The 23,015-nt window shown below is 34.5% G+C and carries 26 protein-coding genes; 17 read left to right on the top strand and 9 right to left on the bottom strand.

Annotated elements, in window-relative coordinates; genetic code table 11:
• Positions 1-75: 75 nt before the first annotated feature.
• From ACOQFO_RS09425 to ACOQFO_RS09385, 9 genes are all read left to right on the top strand, one after another.
• The gene (locus ACOQFO_RS09425) at positions 76-426 is read left to right on the top strand and encodes an NIPSNAP family protein (RefSeq protein WP_421689430.1); all 351 of its coding nucleotides are present in this window, start codon (positions 76-78) and stop codon (positions 424-426) included.
• A 36-nt stretch (positions 427-462) separates the two neighbouring features.
• Positions 463-1,029 (top strand): AAA family ATPase, encoded by a 567-nt coding sequence (locus ACOQFO_RS09420; RefSeq protein ID WP_421689429.1) that lies wholly within the window; start codon positions 463-465, stop codon positions 1,027-1,029.
• Between the two features lie 9 nt (positions 1,030-1,038).
• Complete coding sequence (locus ACOQFO_RS09415; RefSeq protein WP_421689428.1) at positions 1,039-1,512, top strand: GNAT family N-acetyltransferase; 474 nt, start codon at positions 1,039-1,041, stop codon at positions 1,510-1,512.
• 256 nt (positions 1,513-1,768) lie between these two features.
• Complete coding sequence (locus ACOQFO_RS09410) at positions 1,769-3,022, top strand: MFS transporter (RefSeq protein ID WP_421689427.1); 1,254 nt, start codon at positions 1,769-1,771, stop codon at positions 3,020-3,022.
• A 177-nt stretch (positions 3,023-3,199) separates the two neighbouring features.
• Complete coding sequence (locus tag ACOQFO_RS09405) at positions 3,200-3,967, top strand: aminoglycoside phosphotransferase family protein (RefSeq protein WP_421689426.1); 768 nt, start codon at positions 3,200-3,202, stop codon at positions 3,965-3,967.
• Between the two features lie 21 nt (positions 3,968-3,988).
• Entirely contained in the window at positions 3,989-4,363 is a 375-nt protein-coding gene (locus ACOQFO_RS09400; RefSeq protein ID WP_421689425.1) for a hypothetical protein, read from the top strand.
• 83 nt (positions 4,364-4,446) lie between these two features.
• Positions 4,447-4,971 carry a GNAT family N-acetyltransferase gene (locus tag ACOQFO_RS09395; protein ID WP_421689424.1) on the top strand — a complete coding sequence of 175 codons (525 nt, stop codon included), beginning with the start codon at positions 4,447-4,449 and terminating at the stop codon, positions 4,969-4,971.
• Positions 4,972-5,000: 29 nt separating this feature from the next.
• On the top strand, positions 5,001-5,534 hold the full coding sequence (locus ACOQFO_RS09390) for an AAA family ATPase (RefSeq protein ID WP_421689423.1): 534 nt from the start codon (positions 5,001-5,003) through the stop codon (positions 5,532-5,534).
• A gap of 193 nt (positions 5,535-5,727) precedes the next feature.
• Positions 5,728-6,366 (top strand): HAD hydrolase-like protein, encoded by a 639-nt coding sequence (locus ACOQFO_RS09385; protein ID WP_421689422.1) that lies wholly within the window; start codon positions 5,728-5,730, stop codon positions 6,364-6,366.
• Between the two features lie 396 nt (positions 6,367-6,762).
• Here the strand turns inward: ACOQFO_RS09385 and ACOQFO_RS09380 are convergent, their stop codons facing one another.
• Positions 6,763-7,125, bottom strand: a complete 363-nt coding sequence (locus ACOQFO_RS09380) for a VOC family protein (RefSeq protein WP_421689421.1) — start codon at positions 7,123-7,125, stop codon at positions 6,763-6,765.
• A gap of 143 nt (positions 7,126-7,268) precedes the next feature.
• On the opposite strand from ACOQFO_RS09380, the gene ACOQFO_RS09375 reads away from it, so the two are divergent.
• Positions 7,269-7,661: a VOC family protein gene (locus ACOQFO_RS09375; protein WP_421689420.1), complete on the top strand. Its 393-nt coding sequence runs from the start codon at positions 7,269-7,271 to the stop codon at positions 7,659-7,661.
• Positions 7,662-7,771: 110 nt separating this feature from the next.
• Complete coding sequence (locus ACOQFO_RS09370) at positions 7,772-8,434, top strand: phosphatase PAP2 family protein (RefSeq protein ID WP_421689419.1); 663 nt, start codon at positions 7,772-7,774, stop codon at positions 8,432-8,434.
• Between the two features lie 63 nt (positions 8,435-8,497).
• Here ACOQFO_RS09370 and ACOQFO_RS09365 read toward each other — a convergent pair whose 3' ends face one another.
• Positions 8,498-8,743: a YkuS family protein gene (locus tag ACOQFO_RS09365; protein ID WP_421689418.1), complete on the bottom strand. Its 246-nt coding sequence runs from the start codon at positions 8,741-8,743 to the stop codon at positions 8,498-8,500.
• Positions 8,744-8,903: 160 nt separating this feature from the next.
• Here ACOQFO_RS09365 and ACOQFO_RS09360 point away from each other — a divergent pair, with 160 nt between their 5' ends.
• Positions 8,904-9,269, top strand: a complete 366-nt coding sequence (locus ACOQFO_RS09360) for a VOC family protein (protein WP_421689417.1) — start codon at positions 8,904-8,906, stop codon at positions 9,267-9,269.
• A 44-nt stretch (positions 9,270-9,313) separates the two neighbouring features.
• Here ACOQFO_RS09360 and ACOQFO_RS09355 read toward each other — a convergent pair whose 3' ends face one another.
• On the bottom strand, positions 9,314-10,321 hold the full coding sequence (locus tag ACOQFO_RS09355) for a nucleoid-associated protein (protein ID WP_421689416.1): 1,008 nt from the start codon (positions 10,319-10,321) through the stop codon (positions 9,314-9,316).
• A gap of 189 nt (positions 10,322-10,510) precedes the next feature.
• Here ACOQFO_RS09355 and ACOQFO_RS09350 point away from each other — a divergent pair, with 189 nt between their 5' ends.
• Positions 10,511-11,218, top strand: coding sequence for a DNA alkylation repair protein (locus ACOQFO_RS09350; protein ID WP_421689415.1), 708 nt, complete (start codon positions 10,511-10,513; stop codon positions 11,216-11,218).
• A 245-nt stretch (positions 11,219-11,463) separates the two neighbouring features.
• Positions 11,464-13,452 (top strand): diguanylate cyclase domain-containing protein, encoded by a 1,989-nt coding sequence (locus ACOQFO_RS09345; RefSeq protein ID WP_421689414.1) that lies wholly within the window; start codon positions 11,464-11,466, stop codon positions 13,450-13,452.
• Positions 13,453-13,509: 57 nt separating this feature from the next.
• Here the strand turns inward: ACOQFO_RS09345 and ACOQFO_RS09340 are convergent, their stop codons facing one another.
• Complete coding sequence (locus tag ACOQFO_RS09340; RefSeq protein ID WP_421689413.1) at positions 13,510-14,403, bottom strand: cation diffusion facilitator family transporter; 894 nt, start codon at positions 14,401-14,403, stop codon at positions 13,510-13,512.
• 219 nt (positions 14,404-14,622) lie between these two features.
• Between ACOQFO_RS09340 and ACOQFO_RS09335 the strand changes: the two genes are divergently transcribed.
• Entirely contained in the window at positions 14,623-14,970 is a 348-nt protein-coding gene (locus tag ACOQFO_RS09335) for a hypothetical protein (protein WP_421689412.1), read from the top strand.
• Between the two features lie 109 nt (positions 14,971-15,079).
• Here the strand turns inward: ACOQFO_RS09335 and ACOQFO_RS09330 are convergent, their stop codons facing one another.
• From ACOQFO_RS09330 to ACOQFO_RS09315, 4 genes are read right to left on the bottom strand one after another with little or no spacing between them, the layout of a single operon-like run.
• The gene (locus tag ACOQFO_RS09330; RefSeq protein WP_421689411.1) at positions 15,080-15,856 is read right to left on the bottom strand and encodes a hypothetical protein; all 777 of its coding nucleotides are present in this window, start codon (positions 15,854-15,856) and stop codon (positions 15,080-15,082) included.
• Positions 15,834-16,661 carry an ABC transporter ATP-binding protein gene (locus tag ACOQFO_RS09325; RefSeq protein WP_421689410.1) on the bottom strand — a complete coding sequence of 276 codons (828 nt, stop codon included), beginning with the start codon at positions 16,659-16,661 and terminating at the stop codon, positions 15,834-15,836. Before ACOQFO_RS09325 ends, ACOQFO_RS09330 begins: the two co-directional genes overlap by 23 nt.
• Positions 16,662-16,677: 16 nt before the next feature.
• Complete coding sequence (locus ACOQFO_RS09320; RefSeq protein ID WP_421689409.1) at positions 16,678-17,733, bottom strand: FecCD family ABC transporter permease; 1,056 nt, start codon at positions 17,731-17,733, stop codon at positions 16,678-16,680.
• Positions 17,730-18,734, bottom strand: coding sequence for a FecCD family ABC transporter permease (locus tag ACOQFO_RS09315; protein ID WP_421689408.1), 1,005 nt, complete (start codon positions 18,732-18,734; stop codon positions 17,730-17,732). The genes ACOQFO_RS09320 and ACOQFO_RS09315 overlap by 4 nt, the downstream gene beginning before the upstream one ends.
• 140 nt (positions 18,735-18,874) lie before the next feature.
• On the opposite strand from ACOQFO_RS09315, the gene ACOQFO_RS09310 reads away from it, so the two are divergent.
• Together ACOQFO_RS09310 and ACOQFO_RS09305 are read left to right on the top strand one after the other, a co-directional pair.
• Positions 18,875-19,861, top strand: coding sequence for an ABC transporter substrate-binding protein (locus tag ACOQFO_RS09310; RefSeq protein ID WP_421689407.1), 987 nt, complete (start codon positions 18,875-18,877; stop codon positions 19,859-19,861).
• 276 nt (positions 19,862-20,137) lie between these two features.
• Positions 20,138-20,830, top strand: coding sequence for an AIM24 family protein (locus ACOQFO_RS09305; RefSeq protein ID WP_421689406.1), 693 nt, complete (start codon positions 20,138-20,140; stop codon positions 20,828-20,830).
• A gap of 51 nt (positions 20,831-20,881) precedes the next feature.
• Here ACOQFO_RS09305 and ACOQFO_RS09300 read toward each other — a convergent pair whose 3' ends face one another.
• Complete coding sequence (locus ACOQFO_RS09300) at positions 20,882-22,690, bottom strand: S9 family peptidase (RefSeq protein WP_421689405.1); 1,809 nt, start codon at positions 22,688-22,690, stop codon at positions 20,882-20,884.
• Positions 22,691-23,015: the final 325 nt, after the last annotated feature.

The raw sequence follows: 23,015 nt of genomic DNA, 5'->3' as shown, positions 1-23,015 counted from the left end.
TACTAGAGGGATTCGAGTTCATTTTGTTGAACTACTTTATATACTTTTATGTAAAAAAGGGAGGAGTTGTGGTCCATGTTTTACCGAAGAAAATCTTACATCGTTAAAAGTGATTTTTTGGAAGAGTTCAATGAACATTTCAATAAAACGAATTTACCAAGCCAGTTGAAACACGGAGCTCGTTTAATTGGTAGATGGATGAAGGATAACAAAAATGATACTTACGAAGTATTTGCAATATGGGAATATGAAAGTTACGAAAAATATCAGAGAATTGAATCGAATATTAAGGAAGATGTAGCTCATCTTCAACGAATAAAAAAATGGTATGAAAAGAACGGTGGTCGTGAACACGTTTATCAAGAGTATATTTTGGAAGTGAAAAATGAAGAAATTGTTTCAACTGTAACTAAGGTAAGACTATGATCTACCTTGAATTTACTAATAGGGAGGTGTTTGGTCGTGAATAGGCTTGTGATTATCACAGTCGGTAAAACACATAGCGGTAAAACAACATTTGCTAAAGCATTAGAGCAAGTACTAGAAAATTCTATAGTAATGGACCAGGACAATCACGCAGAGTTTATCAATACATATTATAGTAATCTACAACCCAAAAAGGGTCCGAACACGCTCAAACATGCTATTTCGAAATTGATTGTTGACTATACGAAAGAAAACACTGATTTTCACCTGATTATTTCGAATTCAAATCGAAGTGAAAAAGGACGCAGGTACTTACTTGAAGAGTTGTTTCCGAAAGATGTATTTGTCCGGATTCTTGTTCATTTTGATATTCCCAATGATGTTCTAGAAGCGCGGGTTGTAAAAAGTAGTCGACGCACGAATATTTTTCGGGGTCCTTATACAAATTTTGAGGAAGTTTTAAAACGGCAACAAATGGAATCGTTCAATGAAGATGTAAAAGATCCTTCGGCAGGTGAAGCCGATTATCTATTTGTCATAAATGATAATCAAGATGCAGATACGGTTATAAAAAATATTGTTCAAATCGCACAAAGTAGATAGGAGAATAAAATGAATCAATTATTGGTAAAAGAAATGAATCAAAGATTTGCAGAAGAAATATTAAGTTGGAATTATGAACCACCTTATGATTTTTACAATAACGAGTTAAGCGGGGAGTCGCTTAAGGAACTATTAAATAGTGAATATAGGGCGGTAGTGGATATCCAAAATAATCTCATTGGGTTTTTCTGTGTGGGAGATTCAGCACAGGTCCCGATAGGTTGGCAATTTGGTGCTTACTCAAAGCCGTTTCCGGATATTGGGTTAGGTTTGAAGCCGACTTTAACTGGAAAGGGGAATGGATCACGGTTTTTTTCATTCATCCTTGAACAAATCCAAAAGGAAAACCAACTTCAGATCCGCCTTACTGTAGCAAAATTTAATGAACGTGCCATCCGTCTTTATGAGAAATTCGGCTTTACTAAGGAGATGGAGTTTGAAAGTCCATCAGCAGTATTTATTACAATGGTGAAAAATCAATAATTGCTTAATGCGTTTATCCAGAAGGGTAAACGCATTTTAGTGCGTGAAATCTTAGAATATTTATTGGTATTGAGGGGATTTGGAATATCTGCTAAACTAAGAAAGTTTACTAAAAGAATAATATTCAAAAAAAATCATACATACTTAGTGGGTTGAAATTAGAAACGTTGAATAAGGGAGATGGATCGTCAGATTTATCGAATTTATTCTTTTTTATTTTCCTACAGAGGTTTCTTCAACCAGGGAGGTCTTAATAATGAACAAACAGGAAAGCGGTTATCGTTGGATAGTGTATGGTTCAGCTTTGTTAGCGTATTTTTTAATCGTTACTCAACGAACTGCTCCCGGACTGATTACAGACCAATTAATGAAGGACTTTCAAGTTACTGGTGCCGTCATTGGAGTAATTAGTAGTATTTCATTTGTTGCTTATGCAGGGTTACAAATTCCTTCTGGTTTACTATCAGATCGATTCGGACCCAATCGTTTTTTAATTATTGGTACTTTTTTAACCGGAGTCGGAAGTATTTTATATAGTACAGCCGAAAGTGAATATGTTTTAATGATCTCCCGCTTTTTTGTAGGAACAGGGGATGCAGCTATTTTTATCAATCTAATATTAATATTAACCCAATGGTTTAACGGGAAAGAATTTATAAAATTATTAGGTCTCTTATCTTTAGTTAGTAGCGTTGCCTCATTAACAGCTACAGTTCCATTTTCATTATGGATTTCCTATGTAGGATGGAGAATTCCTTTTTTAAGTATTGGAATTATGTTAGTAATAATGACTGGTGTTCTTTATTTTGTTTTAGTATGGAACCCGAAAAGGATATTTAAAGAGGTAAAAGAAGATAAAACAGATTTCGTTCAAGAACGAGAAAGTGTTTGGAAAATCTTAAGAAGATTAATCGCTACAAGACAGGCTTGGGCAACTTTTCTATGTCATTTTGGTTTAGTTGGTGGTTACATTGGTTTCATCGGTTCTTGGGGAGTACCCTATGCAATGCAAATGTTTGATATGACCCGTGCCGAAGCGAGCCAGTTGATTATGTATGGTTTGATGGGTGCGATGATTGGCGGCGTTTTTATTAGTTCAATTACGAGTAGAATGAAATCAATAAAAAAGGTGTATAGTATTGTTCATCTCACTGTAGTTCTTAGTTGGGTAGGGATGTTTTTATCAGGTGTAAATCCTTCATTTTGGTTAGTATTATTTTTATTTATAGCAATTGGTTTTGGAAATGGTGCAAGCTCATTAACATTTGCAATTGTAAGAGAATCATTTTCCGTAAAAGAGGTAGGGGTTGTCACAGGATTTGCCAATATGGGTGGGTTTACGAGTGCTGTACTATTGCCAATCATTTTCGGAAGTGTACTCGATTTATTCCCTCAAAGTGCTATTAATCTAGGGTTTCATTATGGATTTATCATCCCGATCGTCTTTTCACTGATGGGGTTCATCGGGGCACTGTTAGTGAAAGAGAGAAAAGTGGAACAGGCAATATAGTTATGAGCAAAGGTTTAATTTATAACAATGTATCCACAAATTTAATGTAAAAGTAAATTAAAAATTTAAGCTAATTTGATAAAAAAGTATTAATCACAAGAAGGATTAATGCTTTTTTTATTGAATTTTTTATTTATAATGAAGAAAACGGTTACAGTTGAAAGTGAAGTGAAATAGATGGATTCCTCTTTACTTAAAAAGTTAGAAGAAATGTTAGGTGAAGTCAAAGACATTTCTTTGCTAGATGAACAGGGGTGGACTTCAGAAGTTCGCAAAATCACTACAACTAAGGGAACCTACTTGATGAAAAGTGCGTTTAGTGAGAGATACCGGGAATGGCTAAAAAACGAAGCCGTCGTTTTAAAAAAACTAAAGAACAAGCATATCATCCCTGTTCCGCAATATTATAATTATATAGAGGAACAAGATCGTAATCATGTCATCATGTCTTTTGAAAATGGGATATCACTAACTTCTGCATTGAAACAAGCGGATTATGAAGAAAAACAATTATTAATAAAAAGTTTTGGCCAATTATTGAATCGGTTACATGAAACGGATCCAATAGAAGAGCTATGTAAGAGTGATAATTGGCTTGAATATCAATTAAATAAAGCAGAACTATACCTTAAAATAGGCGATGTGGACGGTACAGTAGAACTTTTAAACAAGCTGAAAAATACAATTCCAAAATCGGTAAAGCAAACATTGATCCATGGTGATTGTACAACAGACAATGTACTAGTAATCGATGGAAAGGTACGATTGTTTATTGATGTAGCTGGTATGACGGTTGGAGATCCTCGGTATGATGTTTCTTTAGCAATAAGAAAGCTTAGAAAAGATGAGGAATTCATAAAAGCATTCTATTCGGGCTATACTCGTTATAAGGTATCTATTGAAGAATATGAGTATTTTAATGAGGGATTATATGAATTCTTCTAATTCTTGTTTGGGAGGAAAAAGATGCTATCTAGAAAACTGTATGCAGCATTCATTACGTCCGTCATTGGATTTTTTATCGCACCAATTCTATTTGAATTTGGTTCCGGGTACAATCTTTATATTGGATTAGCAGTGAGTATGGTTACAGTTCCTACTCTTTTTGTTGGCGGTGTTTTATCATCATTGGCAATTGAGCATTACAGTAAAAGTGATGCAGTATTGCTTTCTTATTTTAAACATTTAGTTTGTGCACTCATATGTGTACTATTATTTACTATAGTTTCAAGTAGTCTGATCATTTCAGCTCTTGTGATTGGTATTGTATATATTACAATCTTCTTTATCGTTGACTTTTTAACAAAATATGTTGAAGCTCGTTCAACTTTATTTAACTAAATCTCTAATCATTAGCGTTAATCCAATTAAAGGATTGGCGCTTTTTTTGTTGAATTAAAGTAGTGATAGGAGGGGGCTTTTTCATGGAATTTAAATTATTTCAAGATGAAATAGATGATTTGATTGAACTAATGACAAGTAACAGGTGGGAGTATCATGGAAACGTCATTGTGAAAGAAGAATCTATTCGTGAAAAATTTGATAAAGGGTTCTACCACGATGACAGAGAAACGTTTTGGATTATAGATGATGGAACTAAAGTAGGACTAATTATTATCAATGATATGAGTGATTCCATCCCAATCTTTGATATGAAATTTGACCATAAATACCGAGGACAAGGATATGGAACAAAAACGTTATTTTGGTTAAAAGATTATTTATTTGGAGAAAAAGATAAAATCCGTATTGAAGGCTATACACGAGTTGATAATTTAGGGATGCGTAAATGCTTCATCAAAGCTGGATTTGTGAAAGAAGGATACCTTCGTAGTTCATGGGAAAATGAAGATGGATCCGTTTCAGATTGTTTAGTCTATAGTGCTATCAAGAGCGATTGGGAATCAGGAATTACGACACCAATTAATCTCAATGATTTTCCGTTTTAAAGATTAAATGAAGAATAGGGGTGTTGTTAATGATTATTTGGGTAAATGGGGCATTTGGTGCTGGGAAAACAGAAACGGCTAATGAATTACATAGAAGAATTCCAAAGTCTTTTGTTTATGATCCTGAAATACTTGGTGAAACAACAAAATGGGTCTTCCCAAAGGAGATTAAAAAAGCTGATTTTCAAGATTATGGGGTTTGGCGTGAAGGGAATTATTGTTTTCTGAAGTATTTAGCTCGTGAGTATGATGGTGTGTTAATCGTCCCAATGACGATTGTAAATCCACAGTATTTTGATGAGATTATTGAAAGACTTAGAAATGACGGAGTAACCGTGCATCATTTTGTTCTTTCCTCATCTAAAGAAACGATTGATCAACGCTTGATACAACGTGGGGAAGAAATAAATTCATGGCCATCACAACAAATTGATCGATGTTTACAAGGTTTAAGGAATGAAAGATTCCAACTACAAATTGATACTGAACACTTATCAATTTCAGAGGTAGCTGAAAAAATTGCAGAGATGGTAGGAATTGAGTTAACTGCTGTAACTCAATAAGAAAGGTATATGTGGGTTATTTAGAAAAAGCTGATCTTGGCTGATTAGCGTTTTGTTTATTTGATGAAGATGACGGGAATGGAACTTGATTCGGTGTTACATTATTTCGCGTGCGTTTTGAGATAATGTTTTGTGTTTAGCGGTTCCATTGTTTACACTAGAAAAAATGTATTTAAACTTGGAGGAACTAACTTTGAAATATATCATTTTTGACTTTGATGGAACACTGGCTGATTCAAGGGATGTATTTATAGCAGCATGGAATTTATTTGCTCCAAAATACCGGTACGATCCAATCGATATTGAAGGAGTTATTGCAACAAAACATATGTCACTAACAAAAAGAGCAAAAGTGTATCATTTTCCAATGCACAAATTACCGGTCATTATGCCAAAAGTGTATCGTTATTTTCAAGAGAACATTAAGGATGTAAAACTTTTCGATGGTATAAAAGACGTCCTTAATAAACTAGCTGAAGAAGGATATACGGTCGTTGTTCTTTCATCGAATGCTAAAGAAAATATTGAACTTCTTCTAAAACAGGAAGGAGTAAATTCCGTTAGCGAAGTCTTAACTTCGAGTAAAATCTTTGGCAAGGATACAGTGTTGAGAAAATTTATGAAGCTTAAACAGGTGGATCCTGACGAGTTATTATATGTAGGTGATGAACTTCGCGATATTATCGCCTGCAACAAAGTAAATGTTCCATTTATGTGGGTAAGCTGGGGAATAGATGGTTTTGATCTTATTGAGAAGGAAAATCCAAAGTACGTGGTACATAAACCAGAAGAGATTGTTGATGTATTAATAACTGAACGTAATTTAAGCTGATGGGAATTCGTGTGTCATGCGGCCTTCATGAGTGTGATGAAGGACAAAAGAGGGTGAATTTTGCTGGGAAGTGTCCTTCATAAGTGTGATGAAGACCAAAAGAAGCAGAAAATTAATCGGAAGTGTCCTTCATAAGCGTGATGAAGACCAATAAAAGCTGAAATTTGCTTAGAACTGTCCTTCATGAGCGTGATGAAGACCAAAAGGAAGCGAAATCCGTTCAGAATTGTCCTTCATAAGCACGATGAAGACCAAAATGAACCGAAATCCATTCAGAAGTGTCCTTCATAAACCGAATGAAGACCAAAAGTAACCGAAATTCTTTCGAAACTTACCTCCATATAAATTACAAGAGCATTGGATCATCCATCCAATGCCCATATTAGTTTCACTATCTTATCCTTTTAATAAAAACTCATTTCCGTCTTCATCTTTAAATTGTACGAATGTGCCAAATTGCATTTCTTGAAGCTCGCCTAAAAATTCTACGCCAGCAGCTTTCATCTTTTCATAAGTACCTCTCACGTCTTCGCTTTGGAATACAATCGATGCTTTCATATTTTCTGAACCCTTCATCATTGCTTTAGGGTAAAGAACTAAGCGACTTTCCGATCCTTTTGGGGCAACTTCAAGCCAGAATGCGTTAGGTCCCATTGGATGTTCAGCAACAACTTCAAATCCTACTTTTTCAGTCCAGAAAGTTTTTGCTTTTTGTTGATCTTCTACATAAACTGTCACAGTAGCTATTTGTTTTATCAAGTAAATACCCCCATTGATTAGTTCATTTGTAATTATAAAGGTAATTTCCGAATTTGAGCTAAAAAGAAGCCTTTCAGAAAAGGAAATCCTCAATTTATTTAGAAGATATAAATTAAATAGTTTCTAAATTTGGAGGAAGAAAAATGTTTTTTGAAACAACGATTCAAATTCGTGTTGAAGATTTTAAAAAGGGACAACAATGGTATGAAACATTATTTGAAAGAGAACCTGATTTCATTGCACATGAAGGTTTTATTGAATGGGAAATTATATCTGGTTGTTGGTTACAAGTTGCTGAAGGAACTCCGGCAATAGGAAGTGGACCAATTCGTTTTGGAGTGACAGATATTGAGGAAACAAGAAATCGTCTATTAAAAGACTTAAAGATTGATCCATTTGAAGTCCACACAAGAGATGGAGTACCTGTAAAATGGGGCACATTTCAAGATCCATGGGGAAATTTAGTTGGGGTATATGAATATCTAGATAAAGATGCAGAAAGTGAGCGTTTGAAAACAATTTTACGTAATGAATAAAATAAAGTTTTGTTTTAGATCAGCATTTATACAAAAATAATATAGTCTCCGAAGTATCAAATTGTCGTAGCTATTTAATATTAAGTACGAATATTATTTGTCTTAGGAGAATGATTTTATTGAATAAACATCAATTAACGACAATTTTGTTTTGCATCTTCACTTTAATTGGCTTCTGTTTAACGGCGATTATCATGAAAATGAATGGTTTTGCGTACTTTGATCGCGTTATTATATCGTTTCTTCAAGGACCTGAAACACCTACATTGACAACAATTATGAAGTTTTTTTCTCATTTAGGTTCCTTTAAATGGATACAACTACAGGCATTAATATTTTGTATATTTACATTTGTAGTATTTAGACACCGTTCGGAAATTGTTTTACTTTTCATATTGGCTTATGGGGAAAGGTATTTGAATCGAGTAATAAAAGGTTTTTTTAAGCGAGAGCGTCCGGAATTTAATCGGTTAATTGAAATAGGTGGTTATAGTTTTCCGAGTGGTCATGCTATGAATGCCATGGCTTTTTACGGGATAATCGTTTTTCTACTTTGGAAGCATATTCCTAGTCGGTGGGGTAGAATGCTTTTATTACTAATAAGCAGCGCTATCATATTAGTGATAGGAATTAGTCGAGTTTATCTTGGGGTTCATTATCCAAGTGATATTATCGCTGGTTACTTTGCAAGTGGATTTCTTATTGCAATTTCGATTTTAATCTACCATAAATTTAAAGAATGGCGTGACACAAAAGCCTTGATAAAGAAGTAATCAAAAAAAAATAAGGTACTGTCACGGCAACCGAGAAGGGAGCAACAACAGTACCTAGTTTTATTAGTTTAATAATTTTTCTACTCGATCTACTACTTCATCAGCAGATAGTCCGTGTGCATTAATAACAGAGCCTTCTGATACAACATTGCTAATACCCATAACGTTTTCATCTTGCCCTGTAATAACACATGCAGCACAGTTTTTTGCATCTTCTTCATTACGAATTTGTTTCACTTCATATCCTTTTGCTTTTAATGCAGCTTCTACGTTAGATAATGATTGTTCAACACCAATAATGTTAGACATTTGAATTCCACCTCCTATAAGTAATGTGTCTTAGAGGAATGGGATTTATTCATTTCATATTAAAAAACGTAAAACATGAAAATATGTTGTGAAGGATAATAATTACTTTTGTTGAACTTTAACTGTAAGAAGTAAATTAATATTTATGGGGATGAGAAACATGATTAAAGGAGTACATCACGTACAAATCACAATTCAAAAAGGGACAGAAGATGCGGGGAAACAATTTTACTGTGGTGTTTTAGGTTTACCAGAAATCGAAAAGCCAGAATCACTTAAAGGACGAGGAGGATTTTGGTTAAAAGTTGGGGATAGAGATGTTCACATTGGAACAGAAGATGGATTTGATCGATTAACAACGAAATCTCATATTGCATATGAGGTAGAAGACATTGGTTATTGGAGAAATCGATTAGCAGAAGAAAATATAAAGATACTTGAAGGTATTCTGATTCCAGGCTATGATCGTTTCGAATTTCGTGACCCTTTTGGTAATCGGGTAGAAATGATTCAAAGAATAAAATAGCAAAAAAGAAAGGCGTATTCTTAATGAATAGCGCCTTTTATACTTTAAGCTTCTTCTTCAAAATAGATTTTATAGAACTTTCGATTTGTTTCTTCATCGTAACCTACTTCTATCAAATCATTCATTTGTTCTATATTATGAACATTCACCTGAATTTCTATATTTGAATCGAGTTTAATTTTTCGTTTGAAACTCTTTTCAGCTTTCATAATGGCACTTTCAGAAATGACCGTTTCATACGGTTTAACTGTATTCACAATAATATCTTTCTGTGCTCCATCTGCATTTTCAAAGACAGTTTCAATATAGTTATTCGCGTGAAATTCTTCTTCATTTCTAAAGTAATCTAGAGTCTTATTAAGTAGCTCTAATTTCTCAGGATTTGAATAACTTTCTTCTTTCAAAATATATTTTTTCACTTCAGTTAAAGCGAGATTTGTTTTATGGTAATATTCATCGGACACTTTAATTTTCAAAAATCGTTCTTGCCAGTAAACAACGTCTTCTCTTTTCTTAGTTTTGATGAAGACTAAAGGTTGCTCATCAGCTCCCATATCCACAATGATCGCCATATTGTTGGCTTTCTTTACATTTATGCCGTCAATTCCATTCACAAAGACTTTTTCTTCATCATTTTTCACATCTAAAAATATTTCTTTATCTTCAATTTTTACGATAGCCAAAGCCTTCTTCGTAGCTCCAGTCGTTAAAATACAATTATCAAATAAACCGATAAATAACTCGCCGTTTTTAATGGCCGGGTGTGCAGATGAACTGTTTAAATGAGTAGCAATATTTTTCGATTGTTCTAAAAAGCTTTCTTCTTGATCGAAGATAGAGTTTACATATGTATAAACTTCATTAAGTCCTAGATCGGTTTCATGGAAAAACTCGTATTGTTGATCCCAATCGATTTTATGAAATGCTAATTGGGTAAAAGCTGCTTGTAACAATATTTCCGGTTGTGCGTACGCCTCGTCATTCAATATAAGTTGGTCGCCAACATGATGCATTACATACTTTACTAATTTACTTTCACTAACATCTAGCATTTTTTCACCTTCAATAGTAATTTGTCGAATCTATACCTTATCATATATTAAACTACTATTTCACGTAATATTTGATGGCAATTAATGTTTACAATTTCGAAATTTAGAAGGATTCACGACTTTTGAAGTTGAACTAACAATAGAATGTACATAATGATGATGTTATAGGGGTTATGGAAGGATGAGACGATGACTTACGAAGAAATTATGCAAAAGCTTGAAGAGTTAGGTTCTGAGCAAACGAAACAAATCTATATAAATCATGGGGTTAGAGAGCCTTATTTTGGTGTGAAAATTGGAGATTTAAAGAAGTTAGTAAAGTATGTTAAAAAAGATCATGAACTAGCTTTGAAATTATACGATTCAGGAAATCATGATGCAATGTATCTAGCAGGTCTTTCGGTCGATCCAAAGCTCATCTCGAAGGAGACTTTACAAGAATGGGCTAAAAAAGCTTATTGGTACATGGCTGCTGAATATACAGTTGCACAAGTTGCTGCTGAAAGTGAGTATGCTCTTGAATTAGCGAGAGAGTGGATGAATTCAGATGAGGAAATGTTAGCAGTTTGTGGCTGGAGCACATACTCAAACTATATTACAATAACACCTGATGACCAACTAGATCTGGTGGAAATTCGAGATTTACTAGACAAAGTGAAAAATACAGTACACCAAGAACGTAATCGCGTACGTTATGTAATGAATGGTTTCGTCATTTCAGTAGGTGCATTTGTTCCAGAGCTAACAGAGGAAGCAAAACAAGTAGCCCAACATATAGGAAAGGTCCATGTAGATGTTGGAAACACTGCATGTAAAGTACCACTTGCAACCGATTATATTAAGAAAGTTGAAGAGAAAAATAAAACAGGAATTAAGAGAAAGACATGTATATGTTAAGAATATAAAGCGTTGATCCAATGGATTGACGCTATTTTTATTTAATGATTAGCGTAAATGTTTAAACAATCGTAACAAATACTACTAAAACTGGTATTGAAAACTTACATAATTTTGTAATAATCTATAAAAGTTGTTTTTGAAGTATAATATTAATAATAAATACTATATTTTAATCTCATTATATAAGTCACCAATTAATATTTCGTGTTTTACTTAAATTTGATAATGAGGTGTGTCTTTAATTGAATCGAATTGTTAAATTCTTTAACATAACTAGTTTAAAAGGCAGGTTGCATTTCTGGTTTCTAAGTTTTCTTTCAATTATTGTTTTAGCCGCAGCGATTCCATTTGTCCTAATTCAACAACATCAACAGCGAGAAAATGCTAAATATGACTTTGAAAAAGCAATGGATGTTCAACAATTAGTTATTGAGACTTGGTTAGAAGAAAAAAAGTCCTATGTTAAAGCACTTTCTGAAAGCCCCGCAATGAAATCTAATAATCTAAGCAAAAGCGAATTATTAGAAGCGTTTGCCCGTAATAACACTGAATTTACTGGATTAGGTTTTGTAAATGCTGATGGAATTACAGAAGTTCATACAACTGGCGCAATAGGGTTAGATTTATCAGATCGTGATTATTTTCAGGAAGCAAAGAAAGGAAATGCATTCATAACGGATGTGATTATAGGAAGAATAATACAAAAACCAATCGTGATTGTTTCAGCACCCGTATATGATTATGAAGGACAGTTCCATGGGTTAGTTGTTGGATCTATCGAGCTTACAACAATTAATAGTTTTATGAAACAATTCCAAGATACTGATAAAGAAATTTATATTGTTGACCGTTCAGGAAAAATTATTACTGAATCTCGTCAAGGCGGAGTGGGAGAAATCATTGACACTAAATTAATCGAACATGCATTAAAGGATAGTCAATATAACTCCTTTTACCAATCTGCCAATGGGGAAATGGTGTTAGGTTCTTATCGCTGGATTCACGATCGACAATGGCTAATCATTGGTGAAATTAATCAAAGTATGATTTACAAACCTATATACCAAAACGCGTATATATTTTTGGGAATTGTATTATTACTAGTCATACTAGGCTCCATCTTTATGCTCAATATTTCGAAGCAGGTTGGTGAACCGATACAAAAAGTTCTTGAAGGTACCAAAAAATTTGGAGAAGGTAATTGGGGATATCGGATAGAACCTGATACGTTTAAAGATGAAGCAAGAGAGCTTCAAGAATTGAGTATGTACTTTAATGAGATGGCAGAGTTGATCGAATCATACATTTATTCTGTTGCAATCAGTGAAGAGAAATTCCGCACAATACTAAACTATTCAAGTGACATGATTACAATCCATGATTCTGCAGGGAAGTACTTATATGTATCACCTGCTGGAAAAGAAATTTTAGAATATGAGGACGATAAAATACTTGGGCATGATAGTTATAATTTTATCCACCCTGATGATTTAGAACAAATTAAGGAAAGTCATAAAAGGTTGCTACAAACTGGATATGTAGTGACAACTTATCGTATTCGGAAGAAGAATAACGAGTATATTTGGTTTGAATCATCCATTAAATATATGAAAGAGCAAAATGAAGAAGATTCTCGTATTTTTACGGTTTCTCGAAATATTACAGAAAGAAAAAGGGTAGAGCAACAGCTTAAAGAAGCTAATACATTACTTCAAGAATTATCCATTAAAGATGGATTAACAGGAATTTGGAATCGACGTAGCTTTGATGAGCATCTCGAGATGGAATGGAAACGGGCTGAAAGAAATAATCATCCATTATCCCTCATATTGCTCGATATTGACTTCTTTAAAGCATACAACGATACGTACGGGCATCAAGGTGGAGATGATTGTTTAAGAGAAGTAGCAAATGCCATTCAAAATTCTTTAGAATATGAATCTGATATGGCATTCCGTTATGGTGGGGAAGAGTTTGGCATTATTCTTCCTGAAACAACAGAAGAGGTTGCCAAAACTGTTGCAGAAAAAGTAAGAAGCACCATCGAAAATCTGAAAATCCCACATGCAGGTTCTGAAATAAATGATTTTGTTACGATTAGCTTAGGAACAGCAACATTGATTCCATCAAAATATACTACTTTTGATTATTTTGTAGAGGCTGCGGACAAAGCATTATACCAGGCAAAACAAGAAGGTAAAAATTGCGTTAGAACTTATGAGAAAGATTAATCCCATAAAGATTATTAAGCGTTTATCCTATAAATTAGGGTAAACGCTTTTTCTCTATTAATTGCAACGATGGTGTTCATATTGATCTACATTTGCATTTACACTTTCAACTTGGATGGTTGCGTGTTCGATATGATACGTATCATGCAATTCTCTAAGAGCTTCTGTAAGCACTTCGTCGTGATTTTTTGATGAAATGAGGATGTGGCAACTGATGGTAGGGAAGTCAGAAGTTATGCTCCATGCATGAAAATCATGAATCCCTACAACACCAGGTATTTGAAGCAACTTTTTACGAATTTCTTCTAGATCTAGATCGTTTGGTTTTCCTTCCATCAAAATGTGCACTGCATCATAAGTGACACTAAAACCACTTTTAATAATGATCAATGCTACAACCATACTTGCAATTGGATCTGCTAAGGTCCACCCATAAAAAATAATTAGTAAAGAAGCAATAATAGCTCCAATTGATCCGAGTAAGTCCCCAACTACGTGTAACATAGCAGCTTGCATATTAATATTTCCATGATGATGAGTATCTTTTAAAATCAATAACACGCCTATATTTACGAGTGCACCAATTATCGCAATAATAAGCATCCCTTTACCAGCAATAATATGTGGCTCAGAAAAACGATGGAGTGCCTCCCAAAATATAGCAATCGATATAAAAATTAATAAAAGCCCATTAAACAGAGCGGCTAAAACTTCAATCCGTTTGTAACCAAATGTTTTGTTTTCACTTGTTATGAGCTCTCCAATCTTAATCGCAAGTAATCCAACCCCTAAAGAGATTGCATCACTAAACATATGTCCTGCATCTGATAGAAGGGCTAAACTATTTGTTAAAATACCTCCAACTAACTCTACCATGACAAAAATAGAAATGATGATAAAACTAATGAATAAAGCGTTTTTATTATGAGTGTGATGATGATGGTGATGCATATTTTTCCTCCAATAATCTTAAAATGAAAAACTAATAGATTGCTGGTTGTGATTTTCTTTTCAAAGTTAGTCCAACATATGCTGAAAACTAGTAAATAAGGACAAAAGAATAGAATATCTTAGTTTTTTATTGAGAATTGTAATAGCAATAGGATTTTGAAACGTATTTTCTTTTCATTCGACTAATCATTTAGACGAAAAGAAAAGGAGGCAAATTAAGTGAAAAGCATCAAGAAAATAACGTTCGTTGGGTTTAGCGTATTAATGCTTGCAATTTTAGGTGCATGTGGAAATGCAGAACAACAAAATAGTACAGAAGAATCTGCAGAAGACTTAGCTGGCGGTACAGTACTTGCTGGTGAGGAAGCTCCAGAAATTACAGGTACTTTAAAAAGTGTTAAAGCAAATGATGAAGTTGTAATCACAGTTAGTGGTACTGACATAACATATCGCTTATCTGAAGAGGCTAAGGGCCAATTAGATAATAAAGAAGTTGAGATTGGTAGTGAAGTAACATTTACCACTTTCTCAATAGGAGACGCAACGGAATCAGTTGGCGGAGTTTAAAGTGGAATAATGGAATTCAGAGATCACTTGTAGCATTTGCTCAATTAGAAATATAAAAAAGGACTATTTTTCAGGCACATGCCAATGAAAAATAGTCCTTACTTTATTTTCACACTTGTTTACGTTTACGTTCAATTGGACAGTTTTTGCAAAAGCTTCCTTTACTTTCAGTTAAATAAGACAAACAGCATGTCGTTCTTTTATGAGGATTTCCATCTAATATGCTTAAACTGTCTTTTGTACCTCTATAGTTAAGAAATGGACTTTCAAAATAATTACCAAATAAATTCCCTTCACCAACTGCTGTCATCCAATTAAAATCGTCTAGTATCATAGCGTGTTGATGCTCATAAGCCTTATCTGCAAGAAGGTTCGTATACATCCAAACAATATATGTATAAAGATTTTCCCACATAATTCGTTTGGAAATCTTGGTTACTTTAGATAAAGAGTCGAACAATACTTCGATATGGTTTGCAAATATTTCTGCTAATGTTTCGTTTCTCCAGTGAACTCTGTCTTCTTTTGGAGCAGCTATGAAACTTAATCGATCGAATTTAATAAATGGTAGCCATATCAAATCTGTTTCATCGAACGTTTGAATTGATAGGTTATCTACTGAAAAATCGATACGTTTGTTCATTACACTCATTGAATATAACGCGATTAATACTGCAAAACTATACCTTTTCACAAAGAGTGAGGCAGCTACACTTAGGTTGGCTGCCTTTGTTTTTGATTTAACTTCTGTTAAATACTTACGAAGCATTTCTTCATTCAATAAAAGGGAGGTTTTAGAGGATAACTTAGAAGTACTAGTCTTAAAAGTTAACCGAAATTTTTCCTCCAACACAGTCATTTCATTAGGCGTGAATGTGGATATCATTTTTTTTCACTCCATTCATCAACCTACCTTTGCCGTATGGAACACACATCGGAGTTCCAAATACTGGATCTGGGACGACCTCACATTCTAAATTAAATACATCTTTCACTAATTCACGATCTATTATGTCTTCTGGTTTTCCAGAGCCATAAACCGCTTTATCCTTAACGGCAACAATATGATGAGCATAGCGACATGCTAAATTAATATCGTGTAATACCATCACTACAGTACGTTTCTCTTTTTCATTCAATTCGAATAGAAGGTCTAAAACTTCAATTTGATGGGTTAAATCAAGATAAGTAGTAGGTTCATCTAATAAAATCGTATCTGTATCCTGTGCCAATGTCATGGCAATCCAAGCACGTTGTCTTTGTCCGCCAGATAAGGAATCAACTAATCGATCAGAAAGTTCGGCCATGCCAGTTGATTGTAATGCATGTTGGACAATTGCTTCGTCCTTTGAAGACCATTGTTGTAACCATTTCTGATATGGATAACGTCCTTGTTTTACTAATTGCAAAACAGTTAACCCTTCTGGAGAAACTGGACCTTGGGGTAGGATTGCAAGTTTTTTAGCGATTTCCTTTGTAGGTAGTTTTATCATCATTTCGCCATCTAACAAAATCGAACCGCTTGCAGGTTTTAGCAACCGTGCCATTGAGCGAAGGAGAGTGGATTTACCACAACCATTACTTCCAATCAAAACAGTTATTTTACCTTGTGGGATGGTAAGATTTAATTGATCTAAAATTATATGTTCTCCGTAAGATAAGGTTAAATTTTTCGTTTCTAAAACATGCATTTTGGTTCACTCCTTATTATGCATTTCGTTGTCTATATAAAAGGTAGATAAAATAAGGCGCACCAATTGCTGCGGTAAATACACCAGCTGGTACCTCAATTGGTAAAAAGACAGTTCGACCGATTGTATCAGCAAGTAAAACTAAAACTGCACCTATTATTGCTGATAGTGGTAGTAGGTTTCCAAACGATGACCCAACTAACTTTCTAGCAATATGTGGTGCCATTAAACCAACGAAGCCAATACCACCTGCAAAAGCAACGGCGCTTCCAATTAATGCAGTACTAAGTAAAAGTAAACTAAATCGTTGTCTTTCCAGTCTTGCACCAACACCTAATGCGATATCTTCACCAAGCTCTTGAATATTTAAATGTCTCGTCATAATGAATGCAATAAGTAGCAAAACGATTGTTATGGGAGCTAAAATTTGAACATTGCTCCAATTAGAACCATAAACGGAACCTGTGATCCAAACATTTGCTTGAGCCGCTTGATGAATTGGACCAATAATCATAAATAAATTCGTTAACGCTTTCGTTAATGCCCATAAACCAATTCCGACTAACACTAAGCGGAAAGATGATAAGCCATTCTTCCACGCAAGTAGATAAAGTAAAATAGCAACAATTGTTGCCCCAATAAATGCAGCAAGTGGCATCCAATGGATGCTTACAGTTAAAGCATTGCTTTCATTACTAAAGATGGCCAAAAATAAAACTACCGCTACAGAAGCGCCACCTGTAATTCCTATTACATCAGGTGAGGCTAGTGGATTTCTTAGAATAGCTTGTAAAATAGCACCAGCAACCGCAAGACTAATTCCAACTAAAATTGATATTAATATACGAGGCATTCGGAATGATTGAACAATTAATGATTCAAAACTACTACCATTTCCTAACATTATGTTAAGTGCTTTCCATGGAGAAAAAAGTTGTTCTCCCATACCTACACTAATTAAAAAAACAACGCCAAGAAATAAGAGGAAGATAACTGTATATAGAAAAGCTTTACGATCAATTAGAAAGGAGATACCGTCGCGAAAAGCTCTTACCGAAGCATATTTTCTCATGCTAGTTTTCCTCCTTTACGTGCAATATATATAAAGAAAGGTGTACCAATAATCGCAGTCATAATTCCCACTGGAACCTCTTCTGGCATTAATATGTAACGAGCACCTATATCTGCCATTAATAAAAGTATTCCTCCAACAACTCCACTGTAAGGAATGATCCAACGATAATCATTTCCTGCAATTGACTTCACAACGTGGGGAACGACAATCCCTATAAAGCCAATAGGACCCGCAATCGCTACTGATCCGCCTGCTAGTAAAATAACGGATAGGCCAGTAATTAGTTTAACAAACATTGTTCTTTGGCCAAGTCCTTTGGCAACATCTTCTCCCATTGTTAAGATATTGATTTTATTTGAAATTGTAATAGCAATAACAATCCCAATTGCTAGATATGGTAGAACAGCTAACAATATTTCTAGTTTTCTACCTTGTACAGACCCAGCCATCCAGAATAAAACCTGTTCTAATGCGGATTCATCCATAACTAGTAGACCTTGAGTCAATGATGCGAAGAGGGCAGCAATAGCAGCTCCTGCAAGGGTCATTTTAATAGGTGTCATACCATCTCGACCAATTGATCCTAAGAAATAAACTAAAAGACCTGCAATAGTTGCACCACCGAAAGCGATCCAAGTTGTTGCTTGTAATGATGTGATTGAAAACAACATAAGTGCTACAACAATTGCAAAACTCGCTCCTGCATTAAATCCGAGTATATCTGGAGAGGCAAGTGGATTTCTTGTTAATGCTTGTAACAATGCACCAGCTATTCCAAGACTTGCTCCTACTGCCGTTGCAATTAACGCTCTTGGTAACCGTACGGCCTGGATAATAATATGTTCATTTGAACCATTAAAATTTGTAAAGGCATCAATTACAGTATGAATCGTTATATTTGTATAACCAAGAATAATACTTAAAAAATTAAACAATATAAGAAATAGTACGCCAATAATTAGGCCAACTAATTTGCTTTTATTACTATGTAGAACCATTAATTTTTTTCTCCTATAAATACCATTTCATGTTTAATGCTAATTGAAAATCATTTTCAATTAGTTGTTGACATAATTAATTTTATCGAATATCATTCGAAATGTAAATGATAATCATTTTCAATTCCAGGAGGTAATATATGTTAACTTATTTGAAAAAACATAAGCTTTTATTATTAATATCTTTAACTTTAGTTTTTATTATAAGTGGTTGCGGAAATAATTCTGAAACTAATGTGAGTGAAAAAACTGAAGGGGAAACGACACCTGCAACAACTGAAGGCTATACAGTTGAACACGCAATGGGTACTACTGAATTAGAGAAGACACCAGAGAAAATCGTTATTTTAACAAATGAAGGTACAGAAGCGTTATTAGCTTTAGGTGTTAAACCTGTAGGGGCTGTTCAATCTTGGACAGGTGATCCTTGGTACGAACACATTGAAGCAGAAATGGAAGGCGTGACAAGCGTTGGTATGGAAGGAGAGCCAAGCTTAGAAACGATCGCTTCATTAGAGCCAGACTTAATCATTGGCAATAAAATGCGACATGAAAAAATTTATGAGCAATTAAGTTCAATTGCACCAACTGTTTTTGCGGAAGATTTGCGCGGTGATTGGAAGAAAAACTTTGAACTTTATGCAAAAGCTGTGAACAAAGAAGAAGAAGGTAAAAAAGTTCTTCAAGAATTTGATAACCGTGTAACAGACTTACAAGCTAAACTAGGAGATCAACTTCAGAAAGAAGTATCAATCGTTCGATTTATGGCAGGCGATGTTCGTATATACCATAAAGATACATTCTCTGGTGTTATTTTAGACCAACTTGGTTTTGCACGTCCTGAATCTCAAAATGTAGATGATTTTGCTGAAAAGAATGTAACAAAAGAACGTATTCCTGCGATGGATGGCGATGTTATTTTCTACTTCTCTTATGAAACAGGAGATGGCGAAGCAACACAATTAGAAGAAGAATGGGTAAATGATCCATTATTCCAAAACTTAAATGCTGTAAAAGCTGGTAATATCCATAAAGTAAGTGATGCCATTTGGAATACTGCAGGTGGAGTTATCGCTGCGAATTTAATGCTAGATGATATTGAAAAATTCTTTAATGTAGAAAAATAATATATCCCTCCAATTAAAAAACTGTAGGGAATCATAAAAAATACCTCATCATTGTGATGGGGTATTTTATTTTTGAATCTTTTTCTATAAATAATTTATATAAGTTCCCAGGGTTCAATTTTGCTGATTCATATAAGTAATAATCTAAACATAATTTATGCTGTGGTTAGGTAAGATTTTTTGAGAGTAAAAGGGATTTATGTATGTAACATGGAATTGATTCTTAAAATAAAAGCTTTTTGTAAAGTAATCAGAACTGAAGGGGCGGGTAAGGGAATGGAAAAGTACTCAATTTCTGAACTAATAAGAACTACTGGACAAACTGATAAAGGACAAGGATTTTTTGAATTAGAAACACCACGTATGCTGGAAGTGAATTTAAATGGGCAAGTTTGGGCAAAGGCAGGATCCATGGTTGCATACGAAGGGCATATTAAGTTTGAACGAGAAGGAATCTTGGAACAGGGTCTTGGCGCGCTATTTAAAAAGGCAATTTCAGGAGAAGGAGCTTCTCTCATGAAAGCAAACGGGCAAGGGAAATTATATCTTGCTGATGGCGGTAAAAAAGTAATTATTCTTCACTTAAACAATGAATCGATTTCAGTAAATGGAAATGACTTACTTGCTTTTACTCCATCCATTCACCATGAAATTAAATTAATGAGAAAAGTTGCTGGAATGATGGCTGGTGGATTATTTAATATTCGCTGTTCAGGAGTAGGTTTGGTAGCCATTACTGCTCACTATGAAGCCCTGACATTACGTGTTACTCCTGGTAAACCAGTTATTACTGATCCAAATGCGACAGTCGCATGGTCAGGAAATCTTGAACCACAATTCCAAACGGATATTTCACTAAAAACATTTATCGGAAGAGGTAGTGGCGAATCAATTCAAATGAGATTTGAAGGTGATGGATTTGTCATTGTTCAACCTTATGAAGAAGTATATATGCAGGCACAAAGTTAATAAGTTCATAAATGAGGCGCTATTCCGAGTGGGGATAGCGCCTTAAATTTATTATTTTGCAGCTGTTTCTACAGAAATATGATGTTCAAAGAATTCTAGCATTTTGCTGTATACAAGTATCTCATTTTGTTTCTTAGAGAAGCCATGTCCTTCATCTTCTAAAACGATGTATTCAACTTCTCTTCCTTTTTCTTTTAAAGCTGCAACAATTTGGTCAGATTCTTTCTGTACAACCCGAGGATCGTTTGCACCTTGAATAACTAACATAGGTTTTGTCATTCCGTCTAAGTAGGTAATAGGGGAGTCTTTTGTCAGTCTATCTTTATCTTTTACAGGATCACCAACCCATTGTTCCATAAATGGCTTCCAGAATTCAGGAACTGATTCTATAAACGAGAATAAGTTACTTGGTCCAAATATATCTACAACCGCTTTGAATTTATCAGCATGGCGGCCGTGTAAAAGAAGAGCCATATAGCCACCGTAGCTTCCGCCAAGTAGCAAAACTTTATCTTCCTCTGCGTAACCATTCTTAATAAGCCAATTGATTCCTTCAAGATTATCTAAACGTGGACCATGCCCCCAGTCACCTTCAACCATTTTCATAAACTTCAGTCCATAATTTGAAGAACCACGGAAGTTTGGTGCAAAAATAGAGTAGCCACGACTTAAGAATAATTGGAACATTGAACGGAACCATTTACGTTCTAGAGATTGTGGACCACCATGTGGCCAAAGAATGACATGCCCGTTTGCATTTTCTTCTTTCGCTTTGAAGAACAATGCTTCTATTTCAAGACCATCAAATGATGAATATTTCACTACTTCAGGTTCTACTAAATCTTCATCACGAACACCTGGTACACGGAAGTGAGTAATTTCCTCCCAAGCTTCACCATTATCCTTCGAAACAAAAATATTTCTTGGTCTTGTAGATGAACGACCTAGAAGATATAAATTTCCGCTCGGCATTACAATTAACTTTTCTACAATACTTGTAGGAGTTTCGATTTTTTTCAATTCACCAGTTTGTAAACTATATTTGTATAAACGATCTTCAACCCCGAAAGAACCAACAATGTAGAGTGCTTGCTCTTTTTTAGAATATCTCATACTAGAAAAATCTTCATTTTCAAGTTGTAGAACGTCCTCAAAGGTTTTCGTGTTTAAGTCAAACTTAGCAAGATATGTCAAATCCGAATCATAGTTTGTTAAGAAATACACTTCTGAATCTGAAGTATATACACCGTCAGAAACCGTATGTTGTTCAGTTGTTTCAGGAGTCATTAAAATGCTTTCGCCATCAATTTTGGCGTACCCTAAAGAATAGGTATTTCCAAATGTTTTTACGAACACAAAAGAAGTTTCATCTGGACTCACTGCTGCAATAGCAGTTGGTGCAGTACTTCCTTCTAATAGTAGTTGCTCATCACCAGTTTCAATATCATATACATAGTTATTAAAATATGTTGGGTTATCTTTTGTACTGTAATAATAAAGGCGTTTACCGTCCTCCGTTAAATGGGAATAGAAGTGACGTTCTCCTTCTTTAGTACGTAAAGGAACGAGATTCCCCCCTTGAGGTGATAAGGCATACAGTTGTATATTCTCATCTCCATCATGATCAAAACCTGTTATTATGAATTCACCAGTCTTCGCATATTGAAGAAAAGACGCCGCTTGATTATTAAAAGTTAGAGGATATGGAAACTGATTCGGTAAATCTAATCCCCAGAGGTTGTACTGTCCATTTAGGTTAGTACTAATAACTAATTGTTTTTCATCAGGACTAATTGTAAAATTTTGAACATCTAATGTTTGGAAAAACTGTTTTACATACGGTTTACTAAATTGAACCATAAGCAACTCTCCCATTCTTGTAAGATATAAATATCTTATCATAGTATTTTAACTTTTCTAACTATTTAAACAACCTATCCTCTAGTTTGCCTGTACATATTCTATTGATTGGTTCATTTAAAAATGAATGCTTATTCCAAAGGGATATTTGCTTATATGTGGAAGTTATTAATGTATAAAAAGATAGGTAGTGTCAAAACTTCTATGAAAAACTGAAAATCACAATAGTTCAGGGCGGAAATCATTCTCCGAACGAGAGGACAATCGCTCTTGACAAACATTCCGAAAAGGTTGCGCCTTGTTTTTGAGGGCGAAGGGAAAAAAG

Source organism: Ureibacillus sp. MALMAid1270 (assembly GCF_049202975.1).
Taxonomy (GTDB): domain Bacteria; phylum Bacillota; class Bacilli; order Bacillales_A; family Planococcaceae; genus Ureibacillus.
This window is presented reverse-complemented; position numbering and strand designations above follow the sequence as displayed.